At 44.8% G+C, this 20321-nt stretch carries 10 protein-coding genes, 2 tRNA genes and 3 rRNA genes; 1 reads left to right on the forward strand and 14 read right to left on the reverse strand.

Going from position 1 to position 20321, the window contains the following annotated elements; genetic code table 11:
* Positions 1-41: 41 nt before the first annotated feature.
* The 14 genes from RB604_RS16905 to RB604_RS16970 form a co-directional block, all read right to left on the reverse strand.
* Positions 42-2606, reverse strand: a complete 2565-nt coding sequence (locus tag RB604_RS16905; protein WP_005931189.1) for a glycosyltransferase family 1 protein — start codon at positions 2604-2606, stop codon at positions 42-44.
* 31 nt (positions 2607-2637) lie between these two features.
* Positions 2638-4299, reverse strand: a complete 1662-nt coding sequence (locus RB604_RS16910) for a glycogen/starch synthase (protein ID WP_007481320.1) — start codon at positions 4297-4299, stop codon at positions 2638-2640.
* Positions 4300-4550: 251 nt separating this feature from the next.
* Entirely contained in the window at positions 4551-5012 is a 462-nt protein-coding gene (locus tag RB604_RS16915) for a V-type ATP synthase subunit K (protein ID WP_002562679.1), read from the reverse strand.
* A 44-nt stretch (positions 5013-5056) separates the two neighbouring features.
* Positions 5057-6874, reverse strand: a complete 1818-nt coding sequence (locus tag RB604_RS16920; RefSeq protein WP_005931182.1) for a V-type ATP synthase subunit I — start codon at positions 6872-6874, stop codon at positions 5057-5059.
* Positions 6871-7476, reverse strand: coding sequence for a V-type ATP synthase subunit D (locus tag RB604_RS16925; RefSeq protein ID WP_005931179.1), 606 nt, complete (start codon positions 7474-7476; stop codon positions 6871-6873). The genes RB604_RS16920 and RB604_RS16925 overlap by 4 nt, the downstream gene beginning before the upstream one ends.
* 117 nt (positions 7477-7593) lie before the next feature.
* On the reverse strand, positions 7594-8913 hold the full coding sequence (locus RB604_RS16930; protein WP_005931177.1) for a V-type ATP synthase subunit B: 1320 nt from the start codon (positions 8911-8913) through the stop codon (positions 7594-7596).
* Between the two features lie 29 nt (positions 8914-8942).
* Positions 8943-10700, reverse strand: a complete 1758-nt coding sequence (locus RB604_RS16935) for a V-type ATP synthase subunit A (protein ID WP_005931174.1) — start codon at positions 10698-10700, stop codon at positions 8943-8945.
* A 20-nt stretch (positions 10701-10720) separates the two neighbouring features.
* On the reverse strand, positions 10721-11560 hold the full coding sequence (locus tag RB604_RS16940; protein WP_005931171.1) for a DUF2764 domain-containing protein: 840 nt from the start codon (positions 11558-11560) through the stop codon (positions 10721-10723).
* A gap of 11 nt (positions 11561-11571) precedes the next feature.
* Positions 11572-12162, reverse strand: a complete 591-nt coding sequence (locus RB604_RS16945; protein WP_005931169.1) for a V-type ATP synthase subunit E family protein — start codon at positions 12160-12162, stop codon at positions 11572-11574.
* 346 nt (positions 12163-12508) lie between these two features.
* Positions 12509-12619, reverse strand: a 5S ribosomal RNA gene (gene rrf, locus RB604_RS16950).
* Between the two features lie 82 nt (positions 12620-12701).
* A 23S ribosomal RNA gene (locus RB604_RS16955) occupies positions 12702-15586 on the reverse strand.
* A 192-nt stretch (positions 15587-15778) separates the two neighbouring features.
* Positions 15779-15852, reverse strand: a tRNA-Ala gene (locus RB604_RS16960).
* 82 nt (positions 15853-15934) lie between these two features.
* Positions 15935-16008 (reverse strand) — tRNA-Ile (locus RB604_RS16965).
* A gap of 153 nt (positions 16009-16161) precedes the next feature.
* Positions 16162-17684 (reverse strand): 16S ribosomal RNA (locus tag RB604_RS16970).
* The 16S, 23S and 5S rRNA genes sit together here with 2 tRNA genes alongside, the layout of an rRNA operon.
* Positions 17685-19092: 1408 nt before the next feature.
* Here RB604_RS16970 and RB604_RS16975 point away from each other — a divergent pair.
* Positions 19093-20313, forward strand: coding sequence for an IS256 family transposase (locus RB604_RS16975; protein WP_444859570.1), 1221 nt, complete (start codon positions 19093-19095; stop codon positions 20311-20313).
* The last annotated feature ends 8 nt before the right edge of the window (positions 20314-20321 follow it).

Genomic DNA, 20321 nt, shown 5'->3' on the forward strand with positions numbered 1-20321 from the left:
CAAGGGCTGTTTTTATGATGCTTTATCGGTATACCGATTGATTACACAAACCAACGTACATAACAGAAATCCTGACGGTGAGGCAGATCCGGATTCTTCGGGAACATACGGTAAGATACCTTGAAACTTCCTGCATTAGACAAGCTGTGTTTAGCCTGGAATGTATACAAATTCCCCTCTTTCTTGATGACACTGAACGGTTCTACAGAATAAACATGTTGTTTACCGTCAGCCGTTGTATAAGTAGTCACCAATTCAAGTCCTACTGCATCGTTCAAGCCCTTCTCATCGATAACATAAGTAATCGTATATTCTTTTCCGCTTTCAATGCTGCCTTTTACAAGTTCTTCTGTCTTCTCACAAGATACAACCTCAATTGAATCCCATTTCTCAACCACTTCTTCCTTCCATGCTGCAATCTCTTTTGCCTTGGCATTGTCATTGGCAGACAACATCTGGAAACGTTTGGCTTCTTTCGTGTAGAACTTGCTATAATAATCATCGAGCTGACGCTTCATCGTATAATGAGGTGCAATCTGCGCAATAGAATTCTTGATTGTCTTCACCCAGCCTTCAGAGAATCCTTTCTTGTTGCGTGCATAGAACAACGGTAGAATTTCCGTCTCAAGAATGCTGTAGATAGTAGCAGCATCCAGCTGATCCTGATGATCTTGATTCTGGTAAGTTCGCTTTTCTGTCAACGCCCATCCTGCACCTTCACGATAGCCTTCCAGCCACCATCCGTCAAGTACGGAGAAGTTAAGCACACCGTTCATCAATGCCTTCTCACCCGATGTACCGGATGCTTCGAGCGGGCGAGTCGGTGTATTCAGCCAGATATCAACACCGGATACCAGACGACGTGCCAACTGCATATCATAGTTTTCAAGGAAAATAATCTTACCCAAGAATTCCGGACGACGGGAGATCTCGATGATTCTCTTTATCAAGCCTTGTCCAGCACCATCATGCGGGTGAGCTTTTCCAGTGAAAAGGAATTGTACCGGATAATCGGGATTATTAACGATCTTAGCCAGACGCTCCAAATCGGTGAACAACAAATGAGCACGTTTGTATGTAGCAAAACGACGGCCGAAACCAATCAGCAACGCATTCGGATTGATCTTATCCATCAGAGACACAATACGTGAAGGATCACCCTGATTCTTCAACCATGTTTCACGGAACTGCTTGCGGATGTAGTCTACCAGCTTGTTCTTCATGGTCATACGGGTCTTCCAGATTTCTTCATCAGCCACATTATAGATAGCCTCCCAAATCTTCGGATTAGACTGATCATACAAGAAATTCTCATTGAAATACTTCGCATACAACTGCTTCCATTCCGTAGCACTCCATGTAGGGAAGTGGACACCATTGGTAACATAACCCACATGACTCTCTTCCGGGAAATAGCCTTTCCAGATAGAAGAGAACATTTCCTGAGAAACCTTTCCATGCAACCAACTCACACCATTTACTTCCTGAGAAGTATTGCAGGCAAACACAGACATGCAGAAACGTTCGCCCTTATCACCCGGGTTATTACGTCCGAGATCCATCAGATCGTCCCAACTAATACCCATCATAGCAGGATATCCTCCCATATACTTGCCGAAAAGGCCTTCGTCGAAATAGTCGTGTCCGGCAGGAACCGGAGTATGAACCGTATAAAGAGAAGAAGCGCGAACAAGCTCGATGGCCTGATCGAAAGTAAGACCGGTAGCCACATAGTCACAGATACGCTGAACATTGATCAGTGCAGCATGTCCTTCATTACAATGATAAATATCTTTCTTGATACCTAATGCTTTCAGAGTCAAGATACCACCGATACCCAACAGGATTTCCTGTTTCAGACGGTTTTCCCAATCACCACCGTACAGTTGGTGAGTAATAGGACGGTCGAACTCGCTATTCATTTCATTATCCGTATCCAGCAGATACAGAGAAATACGGCCTACATTCACACGCCATACATTAGCATGTACGAAGTAGTTCATATAAGGAACGTCCACTACCATCTGTTTGCCGTCTGCATCGAGCACACGGTCGATAGGCAATTGGCCGAAGTTTTGCGCTTCGTAGTTGGCAATCTGCTGTCCGTCCATAGACAATGACTGGGTAAAGTAGCCATAACGATAAAGGAACCCTACTGCACAAAGGTCCACGTTACTGTCAGAAGCTTCTTTCAGATAGTCGCCGGCAAGTACACCCAAACCTCCGGAATATATTTTAAGAACATTCGTTAAACCATACTCCATGCTGAAATAAGCCACAGAGGGACGAGTAGCGTCCGGTTTCACATCCATATAGTCTCTGAACTTAGTATAAACATCATTCATGCGCTTCAGGATAACTTTATCTTTTGATAAAGCTTCCAGCTTCTCATAACTCATACGTTCCAGAAGCAGCACAGGGTTCTGACCCACTTCTTTCCACAAAGCCGGATCCAAATCTCTGAATAATTCGGTTGCTTCATAGTTCCAGGCCCACCAAATGTTGCGTGCTATTTCAGACAACTTTTCCAATTCCGCCGGAACACGTGACTTTACAGTCACCTCTTTCCAGTTCGGAGTGTTCACATTACTAACTTTAACTTTCATAATGTTATCATTTACTTGTTTGATAAATAATTTAATTCAGCTGACGTTTCATTGCATTGCGTAAAGCAATATCATAAGCCTCATAATAATATTTAATAAAGTGTTTCCACAACGCCTTCTCTGCGATTTCGGCGGCATGTTTGCGGATTTCCTTCACTTCATTTTCTGTTTTTGCGGAGAATAGCGAGACTGTATCTTTGATACCATCGGCCACCTCGGAATAATTATAATCCGAACGGTGCAACACTTCCACCCCGCCATCAATACCATTCTGTTTTTTCAGGCTCTTCACCCAAAGACCGAAACCGGCAAGATCAGTAGTAATGGTAGGCACACGGAAAGCCACACTCTCCAAAGGCGTATATCCCCAAGGTTCATAATAAGACGGATAAACGCTAAGATCCTGTCCCAACAACAGATCATAATAATCCTTATTCAAGATTCCATCCCTGCCATTCAGATAACAAGGCACAAAAATCACTTTCACTTTATCTTCGGGATGATTGCTCATTCCAAGATATTTCAACATATCAAGCACCTGGTCATGCGTCATATTATGCAACCAATGCGTGATAAAAGGCACTTCCAACGGAGTATCGAACTTGTCTTTACTTTTCAGACGCGCCTGCAAATCTTCACGGGGATCGCCCACCCAGCCGGGAACATTGACAAAAGCCAATACGTCTCTCTTCAAGTTCTTATCCCGGCACAAACGGTTCAATGATTCCAGAAACACATCGATACCTTTGTTCTTAAATTCATAACGTCCACTGGTTCCGATAATTAACGTATCATCACCCAAATTTGTTCCCAATAATTTATTGGCAACATTCAGCATAACCGAACGGGCACGTTTACGTTTGCCGGTGAAAGTACTTCCTTTAGGAACGAAATCGTCCTCAAAACCATTCATCAATACCACATCGGCCGCTTTATCAAGCAACTCTTTACATTCGTTATTGGTTATTTCACTTACCGTCGTAAAACAGTCCACATAATGAGCTGTCTGCTTTTCGATGGAATGTTTGGACTGCATATTCAGCTCTCCGGCCATCTGATCACCGTTATAAGCAAACAGGTAATCATACAGAGGTTTGTTGTTTCCCGCAATGGAACGTCCGATAGACGTAGCATGGGTCGTAAAGATCGTCGCAATTTCCGGTACAGCCGTTTGCAGATAAAGCGCTCCTAATCCGGTCATCCATTCATGTGCCTGATAAACAGCTTTATCGTTCTCCGTCAGATTGTAGCGATAAAAACTTTCCACTACTTTACCGGCAGCATACGAAAACATCGATGCTTCATCATAGTCGCCATAAGCATGCAGCGAATCTACCTGAAAACGATTCCACATCTCTGTATATATTTCATTCTTTTCTGCAAAGAACGACTGAAAGTCTACTAATATCACAATGGGATTGCCCGGAATATTCCAACGTCCTACACGGACGGAAAGATTATCTTTTTCACAGGCATGTTCTTTCCATGCCGCACAAAGATTGTCGGACTCTATAAACAAAGGATTATCCTTACCTTGCCACACGTCCGGACCAATAAAGAACAATTTATCACGAAAAGCGGTCTGTAATGTGTTTGCCCTTGTGGACAGAACAGTGTAGATTCCTCCTACCTTATTACACACCTCCCAACTGGCTTCGAAGATATAATCGGGGGTTAATAAATCTTTTACCATATAATTGTTTAGAACTCTTTTTTATTAAGCGACTGCAAAAATACGCATTATTTATTGAAAAATAATGGTTTATGCAGAAAATATGAATTGACAGGAAGCCACAAACGTTTGCAATCCCCCTTCAGCAGGGCGTTTCATTCTATTCTTTGAATGGACATGCATCAAAAAAAAAATGATCATATGCTCTCGATAAAAAAGACTCCTGCAATACGATATTACAGGAGTCTTTCATATTTTTTTATATATCCGGCTTATGCCAAAGCACTACCAATCAAGAAAGTAGCAGCCAAAGCTACGATTGCATAAAGTTCCGGGAATACAGCAAGGATCAGTGTATTACTGAACACGTTGTGACCTTGACCGATAGCAGCGATACCATTGGCACAAACCTGTCCCTGGCGGATCGCTGAGAACAAAGCAACCAATCCCAAAGCAATACCTGCACCCAATACGGCAGAAGCCTGAATAGCTGTGATCTGAGGAGTCAGGATACCGAAAATCGTTTGGAACATAAAGTAGCCGGCGAAACCATACAAACCCTGTGTACCCGGAAGGGCTGTCAATACAAGGAAGTTACCAAATGCGCTATCATTCTTTTTCAATGCGCCGATGGCAGCGTTACCTGCAATCGTTACCCCGTATGCACTACCGATACCCGACAAACCAACCATTACCGCGATGCCAATGTAGGCAATAAACAAATTCATTTCCATAATTTTATTCTGTTTTTATTGTTTAATTTTAAATCTTTGTTTCTTTATTTCTTAAAAGGTTTATACTCTTTACCACCGCCTTCATATCCGGAATTCTTGAAGAATTCCACAAATGTCAGACGCATGGGGTGAACCATCGCACCGAGTACATTCATAAATATATTGATGGCATGGCCGATCACAAAGATCAGTACCATCACAATCGGTCCTAAAACAGCATTATCAGGACTCATTCCGGTTGCGAGACTATTGAATACTCCTGCCAAAATACCTCCTGAAAGCCCGAGAGCGAACAGACGGACATACGAAAGCACATCACCCAGCAAACCGGTAACCATGTTGTAGGAATCCCACAAACCGAGTCCGATATTCAGGAACACATTCTTTCCGGGAGTATTGAAAAGGAATATCATCACACCGGCAATACCGAGTATTACCAAATGCACCGTACCGCCCATCGGTAATATTTCCGGAAGCAAAGCCGAAACACCCATAGACAATAACAGGATAATCCATCCGATCGTTGCAACGGCATATTTAAAGCCAAACTGTATCGTTTGGTTCACCGCTTTCAGCACCATACCGAACATGATCTGTATCACTCCCAATATTAACGAGAGCTGGAACATATCGTTATTATCCATGAAGACCGCATGTTTCAACCTCTGTACAATCGGCCAATCCAGATCGTAGATATTTGCTCCGAAAAAAGTTCCCGTCAACAATCCGCAAAAGAAAGTAGAAGCAGCCAGTACCTGGATCAGCGAAATGATCGACTTGGTAGAAGCAGTCAACTTCTTAGCCATCAGACGATATGCCGTAGCACCCGCAAAAAGAAATAATCCATACCCCGAATCGCCGAGACAAAGCCCGAAGAAAACCATAAAGAACGGAGCAAAGAACGGAGTTAAGTCCAATTCGTTATACTTCGGCAGCATATAGAGCTTGCAAATCGGTTCGAACCAGGAAAAGAATCCCTTATTATTCAATTCGATCGGCACATTATCTTCTGGCGTGGGATCGGAAAGTTCGTAATAGACATGAGACGAATCGAGGAAAGCCTCAATCTCTATCTTGTTACGGGCAGGAACCCAACCTTCAAGCAACATCAGTTTTTCACCGGCAGCCTGTTCTGTGCTCAACACTACTTTAGAAAACTCGATATTATTCTGTAAATCCCTCTCCATCTCCTTCAGGGAAGGAATATCCTTTTCGGCCAACAAAGCAAGCTTTCCTTCATTTTCAGTAATAGCCTGTTCCGTTTCGGCATAAAGCTGATTCACGCGAGTCAGTGAGTAAGCCGGCAACTTGGCCTGCTCTACATCCAGATCGACTTCTGCTCCGTCTTTCGTTACGGTTATAAAGAATACTTTTGAAGATATACGACTGATAACCATCGCATTATATTCCGTTTCCCATTCTTCTTTATAATTTCCTTCCGAACAGGTATAAAACCCTACCGTATAGCCAGCCTCATTCAACCGACGAACATTTTCCGGTTCGAAGTCGCCCCATGCAGTCAAGGCATCCCGCTCTTTTGCATAACCCTGCAACTGTTGGGTCAGTTTACTCTTTTCCGTCTGCAACGCATCTATCTCATCCAGTACTTGTGCACCCCGTTGAGGAGTCCCCCCCTCTTTGGCAACTGCCGTATTCTTATCGAGCTTCACATTCTGGAGCAACTTTATGGCAGCCGCCAGACGCGACGAAAGACGAATACTGTCCTGCAACTCGGCATTCTCAGCTATACCCTGCTGTTTTTCAACAATGTGCACCACGCCAAGCTCGCGAAGACTATTCAGAAAATCTTCGTATTCCTTATGATAAGCCAGGAACGTGAGTTTCTTCATTTTTGTAATCATGCCTCTATCTCCTTCCTTTTTTCCTGCTGGGATTTCAGAATCTTCTGCGACGACTTGGATAAGTTTTCCTCATCCTCCATGAAACGTTTGATCTTTCGCAGTGCATCCTGATACCCCGGTATCTGTACCTTCTCAAAAAGGTTCACTTTCTGAGTGGTCTTTTTTCTTGCATGTTCCAACAAGTTCAGTTTGGCGAGTATAAACTCTCTTTCGATAGCCGTTTGTGCAAGCTGCTTCAACAGATGCAGCCCGTCGGCATACCACTTGGGAGCGTTAAACATACTGTACGGCCGTATCTCAAAATCTACATTTTCGAGTAACGGCACCCGTACACCGGCAATCTTTTTCACGCCAAGATGAACATCATTTACCTTTATCAATGAGGCGTCAAACTCATTCCAAAGTGCGAACATGGCTTCATAAGCCTGGATTTGTTTCTCCAGCCTTTCTTCCAGATCGGCCGCTTCCGTCTTGCAGCGCTTCACCTCCATGCGCAGGGCACTCTCCTTGTTCTTAATAATAGGCAGAGTACGTACCCGCACTTTCAGTTGTTTCTCCAATAGCTGAAGGGACGTCTTATTATATTGAAACTTTATAGCCATCTCATTTATTTTACTGTTTTAACCATTTACCAACAGACAATCGAAACAACTCTTTTCGCTATTACAATCTACAAAAATCCAATCGCACGACTGTAAACTGCCTGATCGTAAATCCAATTATTTCGGCCAATACTGTTCTACCAGTTCTTTCTTCATATTCACCTCTTCCGGACGAAAATACTTACCGAACAATCCCCAAGCTACATCCAGCATTTCGGTAGTATCAAGATTTACATCGATAGCAAGTAACTGATTGGAGTAGTCTTTTGCAAAAGCCAAAGTACGTTCGTCATAATTAGTCAGGTCGAAACCGTTTTCCAACTTTGTCTTGGCATTGGCGGCATCGGCATACAGACGTACGGCGGCATTCATCACCTGCGGATGGTCCTTACGTGTCTTCTTACCGGTTACCAACTGTTTCAAGCGGGATAAAGAACGGAACGGATCGACAATAACCTTACCGATATCACTGTCACGACGCAGGAACAACTGGCCTTCGGTGATATATCCCGTATTATCGGGCACAGCATGCGTAATATCACCACCGGACAAAGTAGTCACGGCAATAATCGTGATAGAACCGCCGGAAGGGAACTGCACCGCCTTTTCGTAGATCTTCGCCAAGTCCGAATAAAGCGAACCGGGCATAGAATCTTTCGAAGGAATCTGGTCCATACGGTTGGACACGATTGCCAAAGCATCGGCATAAGAGGTCATATCGGTAAGCAATACCAGTACTTTCTCATTGTGCTCCACCGCAAAATATTCAGCAGCAGTCAATGCCATATCGGGAATCAACAGACGTTCCACCGGAGGATTCTCCGTCGTATTCATAAAGCTGACAATACGGTCGAGTGCACCGGCATTGGAGAATACATTCTTGAAATACAGGTAGTCGTCATTCGTCATACCCATACCACCGAGGATAATCTTATCCGTTTCGGCACGCAAGGCCACGTTTGCCATTACCTGGTTAAAAGGCTGGTCAGGGTCGGCAAAGAACGGAATCTTCTGTCCGGATACCAATGTATTGTTCAGGTCGATACCGGCAATACCCGTTGCAATAAGTTCCGACGGTTGCTTACGGCGAACCGGATTTACAGACGGACCACCGATCTCCACTTCCTGTCCTTCAATTTCCGGTCCCCCGTCGATAGGGTCGCCAAACGCATTGAAAAAACGACCGGCAAGCTGCTCGCTTACTTTGATCGTAGGCGATTTGCCCAAGAACACGACTTCCGCATTGGTCGGGATACCTTCGGTACCTTCGAACACCTGCAACGTCACTTCATCACCGGCAATTTTTACCACCTGGGCCAGTTTGCCATTCACGGTGCCCAACTCGTCATACCCCACTCCCGTCGCTTTCAGCGAACAGGTAGCTTTCGTAATCTGAGTGATCTTGGTATATATCTTTTGAAATGCTTTTGTTGCCATCTATTTACTATTTAGCTATTTACGATTTACTATTTAACACTTCTTTCATCAATCAGCTCTTTCAGCTGCTTCCGGAAGTCTTCGTACTGTTCCGACTGGAATTTGGAGTAGTTCATCTGTTTGCAGATGTTAATCATCTTCTTGAAATAATCCATTACTTCATTGAAGTTTTCAAATTCGAATTCAGTGTGGCAGATATCAATTACCATGTTCAGAATAGTTTCCTGACGTTCCATCGGAGTCACGGCATCTATCTCGTCGAAAGCATCCTGCTGAAGGATCACGAAGTCGATCAGTTCCGATTTCCAGAAAGTAACGTGATATTCTACAGGTACACCGTCGTCACCAAGAATGTTGATCTGCTCGGCAATCTCTTTACCACGCTGCAAACGGGTCTTGATTTCATTTACCTTCCCGATCCATTCACCGTTGATATGTTCGGAGATATATGCTTCAAATTCCGGATATTCGATGTATTTGGAATAAGAATCGATCGGATTCACTGCCGGATAACGTTTCTTATCGGCACGATCCTGTTCAAGTGCATAAAAACAACGGGCCACCTTCTTGGTGTTCTCGGTAACAGGCTCTTTCAAGTTACCACCGGCCGGAGACACCGTACCGATAAAAGTAATAGAACCCGATGCTCCATTATCCAGTTTCACATAACCGGCACGGCCGTAGAAATTGGAAATGATAGACGATAAGTCCATCGGGAACGCATCCGGTCCGGGCAACTCTTCCATACGGTTGGACATTTCGCGCAATGCCTGTGCCCATCGGGAAGTAGAATCGGCCATCAACAGAATCTTCAATCCCATCGCGCGATAGTACTCTGCAATGGTCATCGCTGTATATACGGATGCCTCACGGGCAGCCACCGGCATGTTCGAAGTATTTGCAATAATAATAGTACGCTCCATCAGCTTGCGTCCTGTATGCGGGTCAACCAGCTCGGGGAATTCGGTAAAGATTTCCACAACCTCATTGGCACGCTCACCACAAGCAGCGATAATCACAATATCCGCTTCCGCCTGTTTAGAGATGGCATGCTGAAGCACTGTCTTACCCGTACCGAAAGGGCCAGGGATAAAGCCCGTTCCTCCCTCTACAATCGGATTCACCGTGTCGATAACACGAACTCCGGTTTCCAGCAATTTAAAAGGACGGGGCTTTTCTTTATAATTAGTCATTGCACGCTTCACCGGCCATCTCTGAATCATATTGACTGTAATATCCTTACCTTCTTCATCGGTGAGTACGGCAATGGTATCTTCAATCTTATAATCCCCTTCGGCAGCAACAGACTTCACCGTGCAGGTTCCTTTCAGTGTAAAAGGCGCCATAATCTTCAGCGGCTGGAAATTTTCGTCTACCTGTCCCAACCATGCCGAAGCTTCCACCTTGTCGCCTACATTTACCAACGGCACGAAATGCCACTTTTTTTCTTTATCCAACGGATATGTATATTGTCCTCTCTTAAGGAAAACACCATCCATCTTGTCGAGGTCGTTTTGCAGACCGTCGTAGTTTTTCGATAACATGCCCGGACCCAGAGTCACCTCAAGCATGTGTCCTGTAAATTCGGCTTCCGCTCCCACTTTCAACCCACGGGTGCTTTCAAACACCTGGACATATACATGCGAACCTACCACCTTAATCACCTCCGCCATCAACTTATCGCCACCGGTAGAGATATAACAAATCTCATTCTGAGATACCGGTCCGTCAACGACGAGGGTCACCATATTGGCAATAACGCCACTAACAGTTCCTTTTGTTGCCATATAATTTTAGTTATTTTATTTTATCTGAATTCTGCGGGAATCTGCACTTCATCTTTCAATGCATCGATAATGCTCCGGAAGAGTTGATTTCCTTTTTCTTTATCCAACGCTATCCAACGTTCAATCATCTCGAGTTGCAGCAGGAATGCAAAAATACGCTCTACCGTAAAGTAATCGAAGAACGTCGCTTCTTCCATCCAGTTCCAACGCAATGAATCGAGTTTCTTCTCACGCTCCACCAATTCGGTTATTTCGCTGATTTTCATCAATTGTTCCAAACAATCCACTTCACCGGAAAGTCCGAAATCGCGGGCTCCGGATGTACGCAATGCTTCGCACACTTCCGTGTTGCCTACCACATTCTGAGCGATGTCCCATTTATATTTACGAGCAGAAAACGCAATCAGAATATTATTAATCGTCAGATTGAACTCAAACCAGGAAGAGACGAACTTATTTCCACATTTCATGGCATACTCATAATACAGGGCTGCCAGATGGTCTTCGTGGAGCACCGCACTTTCGGCTGGTGTATTGAAATAATCGGAAATAAAAACGGATAGGTAAGAAGGAAATTCTTTAGCGCTGACTTCACCGCCTTCTTTGATAGTAGCGATGTACTCATTCAATTCTGCTGCGGAGAAGTTTCCACGCAAATCGATAACTGCATCTTTGTCTTTCAGTAATTTCAAGACATTGGCATTATCGAATTTCAGATAGAACAGATCGATCAGCTTCTGGTCTGAAGAAGAAAGCCCAGGATAAATTTCTGTTTTAAAATCGGCTACTGTATAACTCAGTTTGCTATCCTCAAGAGTGAGTTCGGGCAAACCGGCTACCAAGTAATAGTATTTACTCATAATGGTTCTCTTTAGAATAGCATTTCTACCAACTGAGGACGCAGGAACTCTTTGAAGTAGTTCATAAATTCTTCTTCCCCGAAGTTCACTTTATACGAACCGTCTGCCGGAGAAACGGAGAACAGCGTTTTGATACCATTCACCTGTTCTATCTTTACACCTTTATCTAACAGGGCTTTCGCATTGGCAGCAAAGTATTTTTTCAAAGACTCTGCATCCGCAGTCGAAATAACAATCGGTTCGTCTACGCTCCATTTGGTAGCCAACGCTACAATAAAAGCATTCAAGAAGTCCTTATTCTGCGCAAATTCCTTCACGGGAGCCGTCACAATCTTGTCGGTCACCATGGTAGCAATCTCCGATTTCAAAGCATTGACAGCTTGACCGGCAAATAATTTTAACTCCGATTTAGTATTCTCTGCCATTTCGTCGGCAGACTTACGAGAGGTGGCGATAATCGATTCCGCTTCTTTATGAGCATCTTCGACGATCTTTTTCGCTTCTTCCTGAGCATTTGCGATAAGACGTTGGGCTTCTGCGTTACCTTTTTCTACGCCTTCACGATAAATCTTATCGGTCAACTCTTGAATTTTGTTTTCCATATTCACGGACTATTTAGAAGTTTATATTATAATATCTATTGCTTCAATTAGATTTTTGCCAAAAGTACGAAAATCAATCTTATAAAAAAAGGGAAAACAAGAAGAAAACTGTTCAATAAGAGCAAAAGAATAGTCAAAAAGAAAGGAAAAGGGAGAATTTAAAAAAGGGAGATGTGAGAATTGAGATGTGAGAAGCAGGCTGCGCTGTCACGCTGCATAGCACTTCTCCCCTCTCCATTCTCCCATCTCCCCTCTTTCTTCTCCCCCCCAATTCCTTCCAATACCCCTAAACACAGAAATCCCCTTGCCCCCGTATTCCGGGTTGCAAGGGGATCCTTCAGAAAAAAAACGGCGACTACCTACTCTCCCACTGTTACGCAGTACCATCGGCGTGACCGGGCTTAACTTCTCTGTTCGGAATGGGAAGAGGTGGAACCCCGGTGCTATAGTCACCTGAATAAGGTAGACATGACGGAAAAAAGTAAATTCAAAAGCCGCAGCAGCAGCAGGCTAAACGTATATATGAAACCATCGTGACAAAAAGAAAGTCAACGGGCAATTAGTAAGGCTCGGCTTTGATATTACTACCTTTACACCTGCCTCCTATCAACGTCATCGTCTCTGACGACCCTGAGAAATCTAATCTTGTGGCTGGCTTCGTACTTAGATGCTTTCAGCACTTATCCAATCCCGACTTAGATACCCGGCAATGCACCTGGCGGCACAACCGGTAAACCAGAGGTCAGTCCAACACGGTCCTCTCGTACTAGTGTCAGAGCCACGCAAATTTCATACGCCCACGATAGATAGAGACCGAACTGTCTCACGACGTTCTGAACCCAGCTCGCGTGCCACTTTAATGGGCGAACAGCCCAACCCTTGGGACCTTCTCCAGCCCCAGGATGTGACGAGCCGACATCGAGGTGCCAAACCCCTCCGTCGATATGAGCTCTTGGGAGGGATCAGCCTGTTATCCCCGGAGTACCTTTTATCCTTTGAGCGATGTCCCTTCCATGCGGAAACACCGGATCACTATGCTCTAGTTTCCTACCTGATCGACTTGTGAGTCTCCCAGTCAAGCGCCCTTATGCCATTACACTCTGCGGACGGTTACCAATCGTCCTGAGGGCACCTTTAGAAGCCTCCGTTACACTTTTGGAGGCGACCACCCCAGTCAAACTACCCACCAAACAGTGTCCTCGTGACAACGAGTTAGAACTCAAATAATCAAAGGGCCGTATTTCAACAGCGACTCCACAGATACTGGCGTACCCGCTTCAAAGTCTCCGGCCTATCCTACACATCAATTACCCAAATTCAATGTTAAGCTATAGTAAAGGTTCACGGGGTCTTTTCGTCCCATCGCGGGTAATCGGCATCTTCACCGATACTACAATTTCACTGAGCTCACGGTTGAGACAGTGTCCAGATCATTACACCATTCGTGCAGGTCGGAACTTACCCGACAAGGAATTTCGCTACCTTAGGACCGTTATAGTTACGGCCGCCGTTTACTGGGGCTTCAATTCAATGCTTCTCTTGCGATGACATCTCCTCTTAACCTTCCAGCACCGGGCAGGTGTCAGGCTGTATACGTGATCTTTCAATTTTGCACAGCCCTGTGTTTTTGTTAAACAGTTGCCTGGACCTATTCTCTGCGCCCTACCTCTCAGCAGGGACCCTTTATCCCGAAGTTACAGGGTCAATTTGCCTAGTTCCTTAACCGTGAATCACTCAAGCGCCTTAGTATATTCAACCCGACTACGTGTGTCCGTTTACGGTACGGGTACCTCAAGGATTAAGTTTAGCGGATTTTCTTGGGAGTATGATTACACGCACTATTGGATTGTTCAGAAGAACGCTCCATACTATCAGGTTCGACTCTTGCGGTGGATTTGCCTGCCGCAATCAACATCTACACCCTTCAACGGACTATTCCGTCAGTCCGCGGCGCTGTCACGACTCCGTCTCCACGTCACTCCTTAAGGTAGTACAGGAATATTAACCTGTTCTGCCATCGGCATCACCGTTCGGCTGAGCCTTAGGACCCGACTAACCCTGATCCGATTAGCGTTGATCAGGAAACCTTAGTCTTTCGGCGAGGGGGTTTCCCACCCCCTTTATCGTTACTTATACCTACATTTGCTTTTCCACACGCTCCAGCAAAGCTCGCGCTTCACCTTCGACGCAGAGTGGAATGCTCCCCTACCGATACTTACGTATCCCATAGCTTCGGTAAAATGCTTGATGCCCGATTATTATCCACGCCAAACTCCTCGACTAGTGAGCTGTTACGCACTCTTTAAATGAATGGCTGCTTCCAAGCCAACATCCTAGCTGTCTTAGCAATCTGACTTCGTTAGTTCAACTTAGCATTTATTTGGGGACCTTAGCTGATGGTCTGGATTCTTCTCCTTTCGGACATGGACCTTAGCACCCATGCCCTCACTCCTGTGATAGGACTAATGCGCATTCGGAGTTTATCAAGACTTGATAGGCGGCGAAGCCCTCGCATCTTATCAGTCGCTCTACCTCACATTAGTAACTCACAAGGCTGCACCTAAATGCATTTCGGGGAGTACGAGCTATCTCCAAGTTTGATTAGCCTTTCACCCCCACCCTCAGGTCATCCGGAAGCTTTTCAACGCTTATCGGTTCGGTCCTCCAGTTAGTGTTACCTAACCTTCAACCTGCCCAAGGGTAGATCACTTGGTTTCGCGTCTACTCCTACTGACTATACGCCCTGTTCAGACTCGCTTTCGCTTCGGATACACATCTCAAGATGCTTAACCTTGCCAGTAAAAGTAACTCGTAGGTTCATTATGCAAAAGGCACGCCGTCACTGTTTAAAACAGCTCCGACCGCTTGTAGGCGCACGGTTTCAGGGACTATTTCACTCTTCTATTCGAAGTGCTTTTCACCTTTCCTTCACAGTACTGGTTCGCTATCGGTCTCTCGGGAGTATTTAGCCTTACCGGATGGTCCCGGCTGGTTCACGCAGAATTCCTCGTGCTCCGCGCTACTCAGGATACCACTACGCTTCGTCTGACTTCATGTACCGGGCTATCACCGTCTACGGCTCCTCTTTCCAGAGGATTCCATTCGTCAGATGTCTTGCGACATCGTGGTCCTACAACCCCATGGATGCCGTGACATCCATGGTTTGGGCTAATCCCCGTTCGCTCGCCACTACTAGGGGAATCATTGTTTATTTTCTTTTCCTGCAGGTACTAAGATGTTTCAGTTCCCTGCGTTAGCCTCTATCATTGGATAGATAACCGGTCTTCAACCGGTTGGGTTGTCCCATTCGGAAATCCGCGGATCAAAGGTTATTTGCACCTACCCGCAGCTTATCGCAGCTTATCACGTCCTTCATCGCCTCCGAGAGCCAAGGCATCCGCCATGCGCCCTTTCTTACTTTCTTCATATCACCGGATCGATTTGAAATCAATAATTAAGAATTTAAAAATCAATAATCAGGAATCCAAAATCGAAACACTACGGTTTGATATATACTTTTAGCTCTTTACTAAAATTTACTTTTTGTACATCATGTCAAAGATCGTTTGCCCTAAACTGTCAGTCGTCCTTTGACAACCGGCAATCCGAAGCGGAGTGGAGAATAACGGATTCGAACCGTTGACCCTCTGCGTGCAAGGCAGATGCTCTAGCCAGCTGAGCTAATCCCCCTTCGTACAAGTTGAAAGTTGGAAGTTGAGAGTTGAAAACTTAGTTTCAAACCCGCAATCCACCAGGCGTCGACTTGCGGAAGTAGTCCCAGGCAGAGTTGAACTGCCGACCTCTACATTATCAGTGTAGCGCTCTAACCAACTGAGCTATAGGACTAGTTCAACCTCGCCATGCGGCTCGGCTTCTTCTTTCTCTTGTTTATCTCTATCTATAATATAATATAGACGGTCGATCTATATGCTATAAATAAACAAGTACCAGTAGTACATTCAGAACCGGAAATGGACGCCCTTTACGGCATCGCTCCAGAAAGGAGGTGTTCCAGCCGCACCTTCCGGTACGGCTACCTTGTTACGACTTAGCCCCAGTCACCAGTTTTACCCTAGGACGCTCCTTGCGGTTACGTACTTCAGGTACCCCCGGCTCCCATGGCTTGACGGGCGGTGTGTACAAGGCCCGGGAACGTATTCACCGCGCCGTGGCTGATGCGCGATTACTAGCGAATCCAGCTTCACGAAGTCGGGTTGCAGACTTCGATCCGAACTGAGAGGGGCTTTAGGGATTGGCATCACATCGCTGTGTAGCGGCCTTCTGTACCCCCCATTGTAACACGTGTGTAGCCCCGGACGTAAGGGCCGTGCTGATTTGACGTCATCCCCACCTTCCTCACATCTTACGACGGCAGTCTCTCCAGAGTCCTCAGCATGACCTGTTAGTAACTGAAGATAAGGGTTGCGCTCGTTATGGCACTTAAGCCGACACCTCACGGCACGAGCTGACGACAACCATGCAGCACCTTCACAAATGCCTTGCGGCTATGCCGTTTCCGGCATATTCATTTGCAATTTAAGCCCGGGTAAGGTTCCTCGCGTATCATCGAATTAAACCACATGTTCCTCCGCTTGTGCGGGCCCCCGTCAATTCCTTTGAGTTTCACCGTTGCCGGCGTACTCCCCAGGTGGAATACTTAATGCTTTCGCTTGGCCGCTTACTGTATATCGCAAACAGCGAGTATTCATCGTTTACTGTGTGGACTACCAGGGTATCTAATCCTGTTTGATACCCACACTTTCGAGCATCAGTGTCAGTTGCAGTCCAGTGAGCTGCCTTCGCAATCGGAGTTCTTCGTGATATCTAAGCATTTCACCGCTACACCACGAATTCCGCCCACCTCTACTGTACTCAAGACACGCAGTTTCAACTGCAATTTTACGGTTGAGCCGCAAACTTTCACAACTGACTTACATGTCCACCTACGCTCCCTTTAAACCCAATAAATCCGGATAACGCTCGGATCCTCCGTATTACCGCGGCTGCTGGCACGGAGTTAGCCGATCCTTATTCATATGGTACATACAAAATGCCACACGTGGCACCCTTTATTCCCATATAAAAGAAGTTTACAACCCATAGGGCGGTCATCCTTCACGCTACTTGGCTGGTTCAGGCTCTCGCCCATTGACCAATATTCCTCACTGCTGCCTCCCGTAGGAGTTTGGACCGTGTCTCAGTTCCAATGTGGGGGACCTTCCTCTCAGAACCCCTATCCATCGAAGGTTTGGTGGGCCGTTACCCCGCCAACTGCCTAATGGAACGCATCCCCATCCTCTACCGAAATTCTTTAATAACAAAACCAGGAGGTCATGTTATACCATCGGGTATTAATCTTTCTTTCGAAAGGCTATCCCCGAGTAAAGGGCAGGTTGGATACGTGTTACTCACCCGTGCGCCGGTCGCCAGCGGTGTATTGCTACACCCTGATGCCCCTCGACTTGCATGTGTTAAGCCTGTAGCTAGCGTTCATCCTGAGCCAGGATCAAACTCTTCATTGTAAAAGTATTGTGACTGCACGAATCAATCATTAATGAATCAACAATTAAAACGCGGCAGTATATTGCTCTGTTCAGGATACCGTAAATCTATTGACGTCATTCTAAATACCTATATTAATAAGCATTGACGGTTCTAAATTTTTAATCTGTCATAACTTAATAAGACAGAATCGTACTACTTGTATTGTTTATCAATATTTCAAAGAACTATGGTTGCTTTGTTTTCAAAAGCGGGTGCAAAGGTAAGGGGTTTATTTTAAACCGCCAAATATTTCGGAAGTTTTTTTTTCGGGTTGCGGATTTTCTACTCTAAGACTCTCTTGCGAAAGGGAAAGAAAGAACCGACACACCAAACCGACCTTTTTTTTTGCGAACCGGACTGCAAAGATAACGAATTTATTGTTTTACTTCCAAAACTTTCAGGGAGTTTTTTTGTTTAAACCGTTAACTTGGAGAATGCGCTTTCAATATGTCAAAGAAACAGGCTCAGGCTCTTCAGCTAAGCGGATGCAAAAGTAGGCCTTTTTACGATACAAGCAAAAGATTTCAATGTTTATTTTTGAATAAAATGAAAATAAATATGTAAGGGGCTGATTATGAAACATGTTGTAGAACATAAAAACAGAGGAAGGGAAAGGAAGGGAAAAAGGGCTACACATTATAATATATATACGCGCGTGAAAAGGGAAAAATGAAGGAAAAAAGGGGACGATGAAGAAAGAAACGGATTGAAAGGAAGGGAAGGTTTGTGGAAAAGAATCCGTTGCCGCATGGAGAAGCATTTATCATTACACAAGGAGAAAGGGAAAGGAAGGGAGGAAAGAGGGGGATGTAACGGATTAGAAACAAGGGAAGGAAGACTCTACGGGAAAAGGACGGAAACCCGTAGAGGAAGGAAGGGAGACTCGTAGAGGAACGGGGAGATTCTCTACGGGAAAAAAGAAGAAAAGGCAAGAGGTTGGTAAACAGCACATTAAGAAAGAAGACGGATGTATCTATTTTTCAATAGAGAAAAGGAGCCTTTCAGGATGGAGAAAGGGAGAAGCCTTGTGACAAATATTGACAGGAAGGGGAAATGAAGGCCGGATACAGGAGGGGATAAAAAAATTAACGATGTTAAAAAGAGGATGCTCACTATTTTGTGGCTACTGCCTACTATTTTGTGGGAACAGAAAAAAACACAGATTAAAAAGAAAAAACGGAATGAGGAAAAAAACAGGAATCAAGTATGAAACTTGAATACTGAAGTTTGATATTTACACAAAAAAGTGGACAAGGCAAAAAATGAAGTGCACCCCAAAAGTTAGACATAAAAGGCACTATAAAATATTTTGTGTAAATGTAAAATACGGGATTCAGTATGGGTTCCGTATTTTTTATTTAATAGCTTTGCAAAATGAAGAAAATTATGAAAGAGAAGAATCATGTAGTGCCTGATGAGGTATTAAGTAAGGAGTTCCTTAGCCAGTTCAAAACAGAAGCTGATGTCAGCAAGTTTCTGAAGCAGTTACACGCGCAGGTATTGGAGAAAATGCTTGAAGGTGAGATGGATGCCCATCTGGGTTATGAGAAGAATTCGGTTTCCGGTCATAACAGCGGCAATTCCCGTAACGGCAGCTACCCCAAGAAAATCCAAACCGAACACGGTGAAGCGGTCATACCTATTCCCCGTGACCGTAACGGTGAATTCGAGCCCATAGTTGTTCCCAAACACGAGAGTCGTGGGCTTTCCATAGAAAAACTTGTTATCTCCCTATATGCCAAAGGAATGATCGTGTCCGACATAGAAGAGGAGATGCGTGAAATCTATGAGATAGAACTGTCCACATCAGCCATTTCCATCATCACGAACAAAGTCAATCAAGCTGCTCAGGAATGGCAGAACCGCCCTTTGGACCCGGTCTATCTTATCGTTTGGATGGACGGTATTGTCTTCAAGGTTCGTGACAACGGTAAAATCATCAACAAGACTGTCTATCTCTGTATCGGTCTGAAACAGAACGGCTTGAAGGAAGTCCTTGGCATGTGGGTGGGAAAATCAGAAAGTTCTTCATTCTGGATGGGTGTCCTGACAGATTTGAAGGCCCGCGGAGTGCAGGACATACTGATTACCTGCACTGACAACCTGAACGGATTTACCGACACCATACGTGCCGTATTTCCTCAATCTTCCACGCAAATATGTGTCGTACATCAGATTAGGAACTCCTGCAAATATGTCGTTTACAAGGACAAGAAAGAGTTTACAGCCGATATGAAGAACATCTATAACGCGCCCAACAAGGAGGCTGCTGCCGTGGAACTGGATAATTTGGAAAAGAAATGGGGAGGGAAGTACCCTTATGCCATCCTCTCATGGAGGAATAACTGGGATGACCTGACTGTTTTCTTCCAGTTCCCATTGGAAATCAGGAAAATAATCTACACAACAAACCTCATAGAAAATCTGAATGGAAAAATCAGAAAGTACACTAAATCAAAACTTTCATTCCCTTCGGATGATGCTGTGAAGAAAATGGTATACCTTTCTCTGATGGAGATTGAGAAGAAATGGACAATGCCGATTACTAACTGGGGATTGATTATGAATCAATTTATGCTTATTTTTGAAAACAGAATTCAGATATAAGAGAACTT

The sequence above is a fragment of the Bacteroides salyersiae genome (assembly GCF_031172035.1).
GTDB lineage: Bacteria > Bacteroidota > Bacteroidia > Bacteroidales > Bacteroidaceae > Bacteroides > Bacteroides salyersiae.

What these genes read in the sequence shown, in the direction of transcription:
- RB604_RS16905 (WP_005931189.1), bottom strand. Translation starts at nt 2,606, where the DNA reads ATGAAAGTTAAAGTTAGTAATGTGAACACTCCGAACTGGAAAGAGGTG.
- RB604_RS16910 (WP_007481320.1), bottom strand. Translation starts at nt 4,299, where the DNA reads ATGGTAAAAGATTTATTAACCCCCGATTATATCTTCGAAGCCAGTTGG.
- RB604_RS16915 (WP_002562679.1), bottom strand. Translation starts at nt 5,012, where the DNA reads ATGGAAATGAATTTGTTTATTGCCTACATTGGCATCGCGGTAATGGTT.
- RB604_RS16920 (WP_005931182.1), bottom strand. Translation starts at nt 6,874, where the DNA reads ATGATTACAAAAATGAAGAAACTCACGTTCCTGGCTTATCATAAGGAA.
- RB604_RS16925 (WP_005931179.1), bottom strand. Translation starts at nt 7,476, where the DNA reads ATGGCTATAAAGTTTCAATATAATAAGACGTCCCTTCAGCTATTGGAG.
- RB604_RS16930 (WP_005931177.1), bottom strand. Translation starts at nt 8,913, where the DNA reads ATGGCAACAAAAGCATTTCAAAAGATATATACCAAGATCACTCAGATT.
- RB604_RS16935 (WP_005931174.1), bottom strand. Translation starts at nt 10,700, where the DNA reads ATGGCAACAAAAGGAACTGTTAGTGGCGTTATTGCCAATATGGTGACC.
- RB604_RS16940 (WP_005931171.1), bottom strand. Translation starts at nt 11,560, where the DNA reads ATGAGTAAATACTATTACTTGGTAGCCGGTTTGCCCGAACTCACTCTT.
- RB604_RS16945 (WP_005931169.1), bottom strand. Translation starts at nt 12,162, where the DNA reads ATGGAAAACAAAATTCAAGAGTTGACCGATAAGATTTATCGTGAAGGC.
- RB604_RS16975 (WP_444859570.1), top strand. Translation starts at nt 19,093, where the DNA reads ATGAAAGAGAAGAATCATGTAGTGCCTGATGAGGTATTAAGTAAGGAG.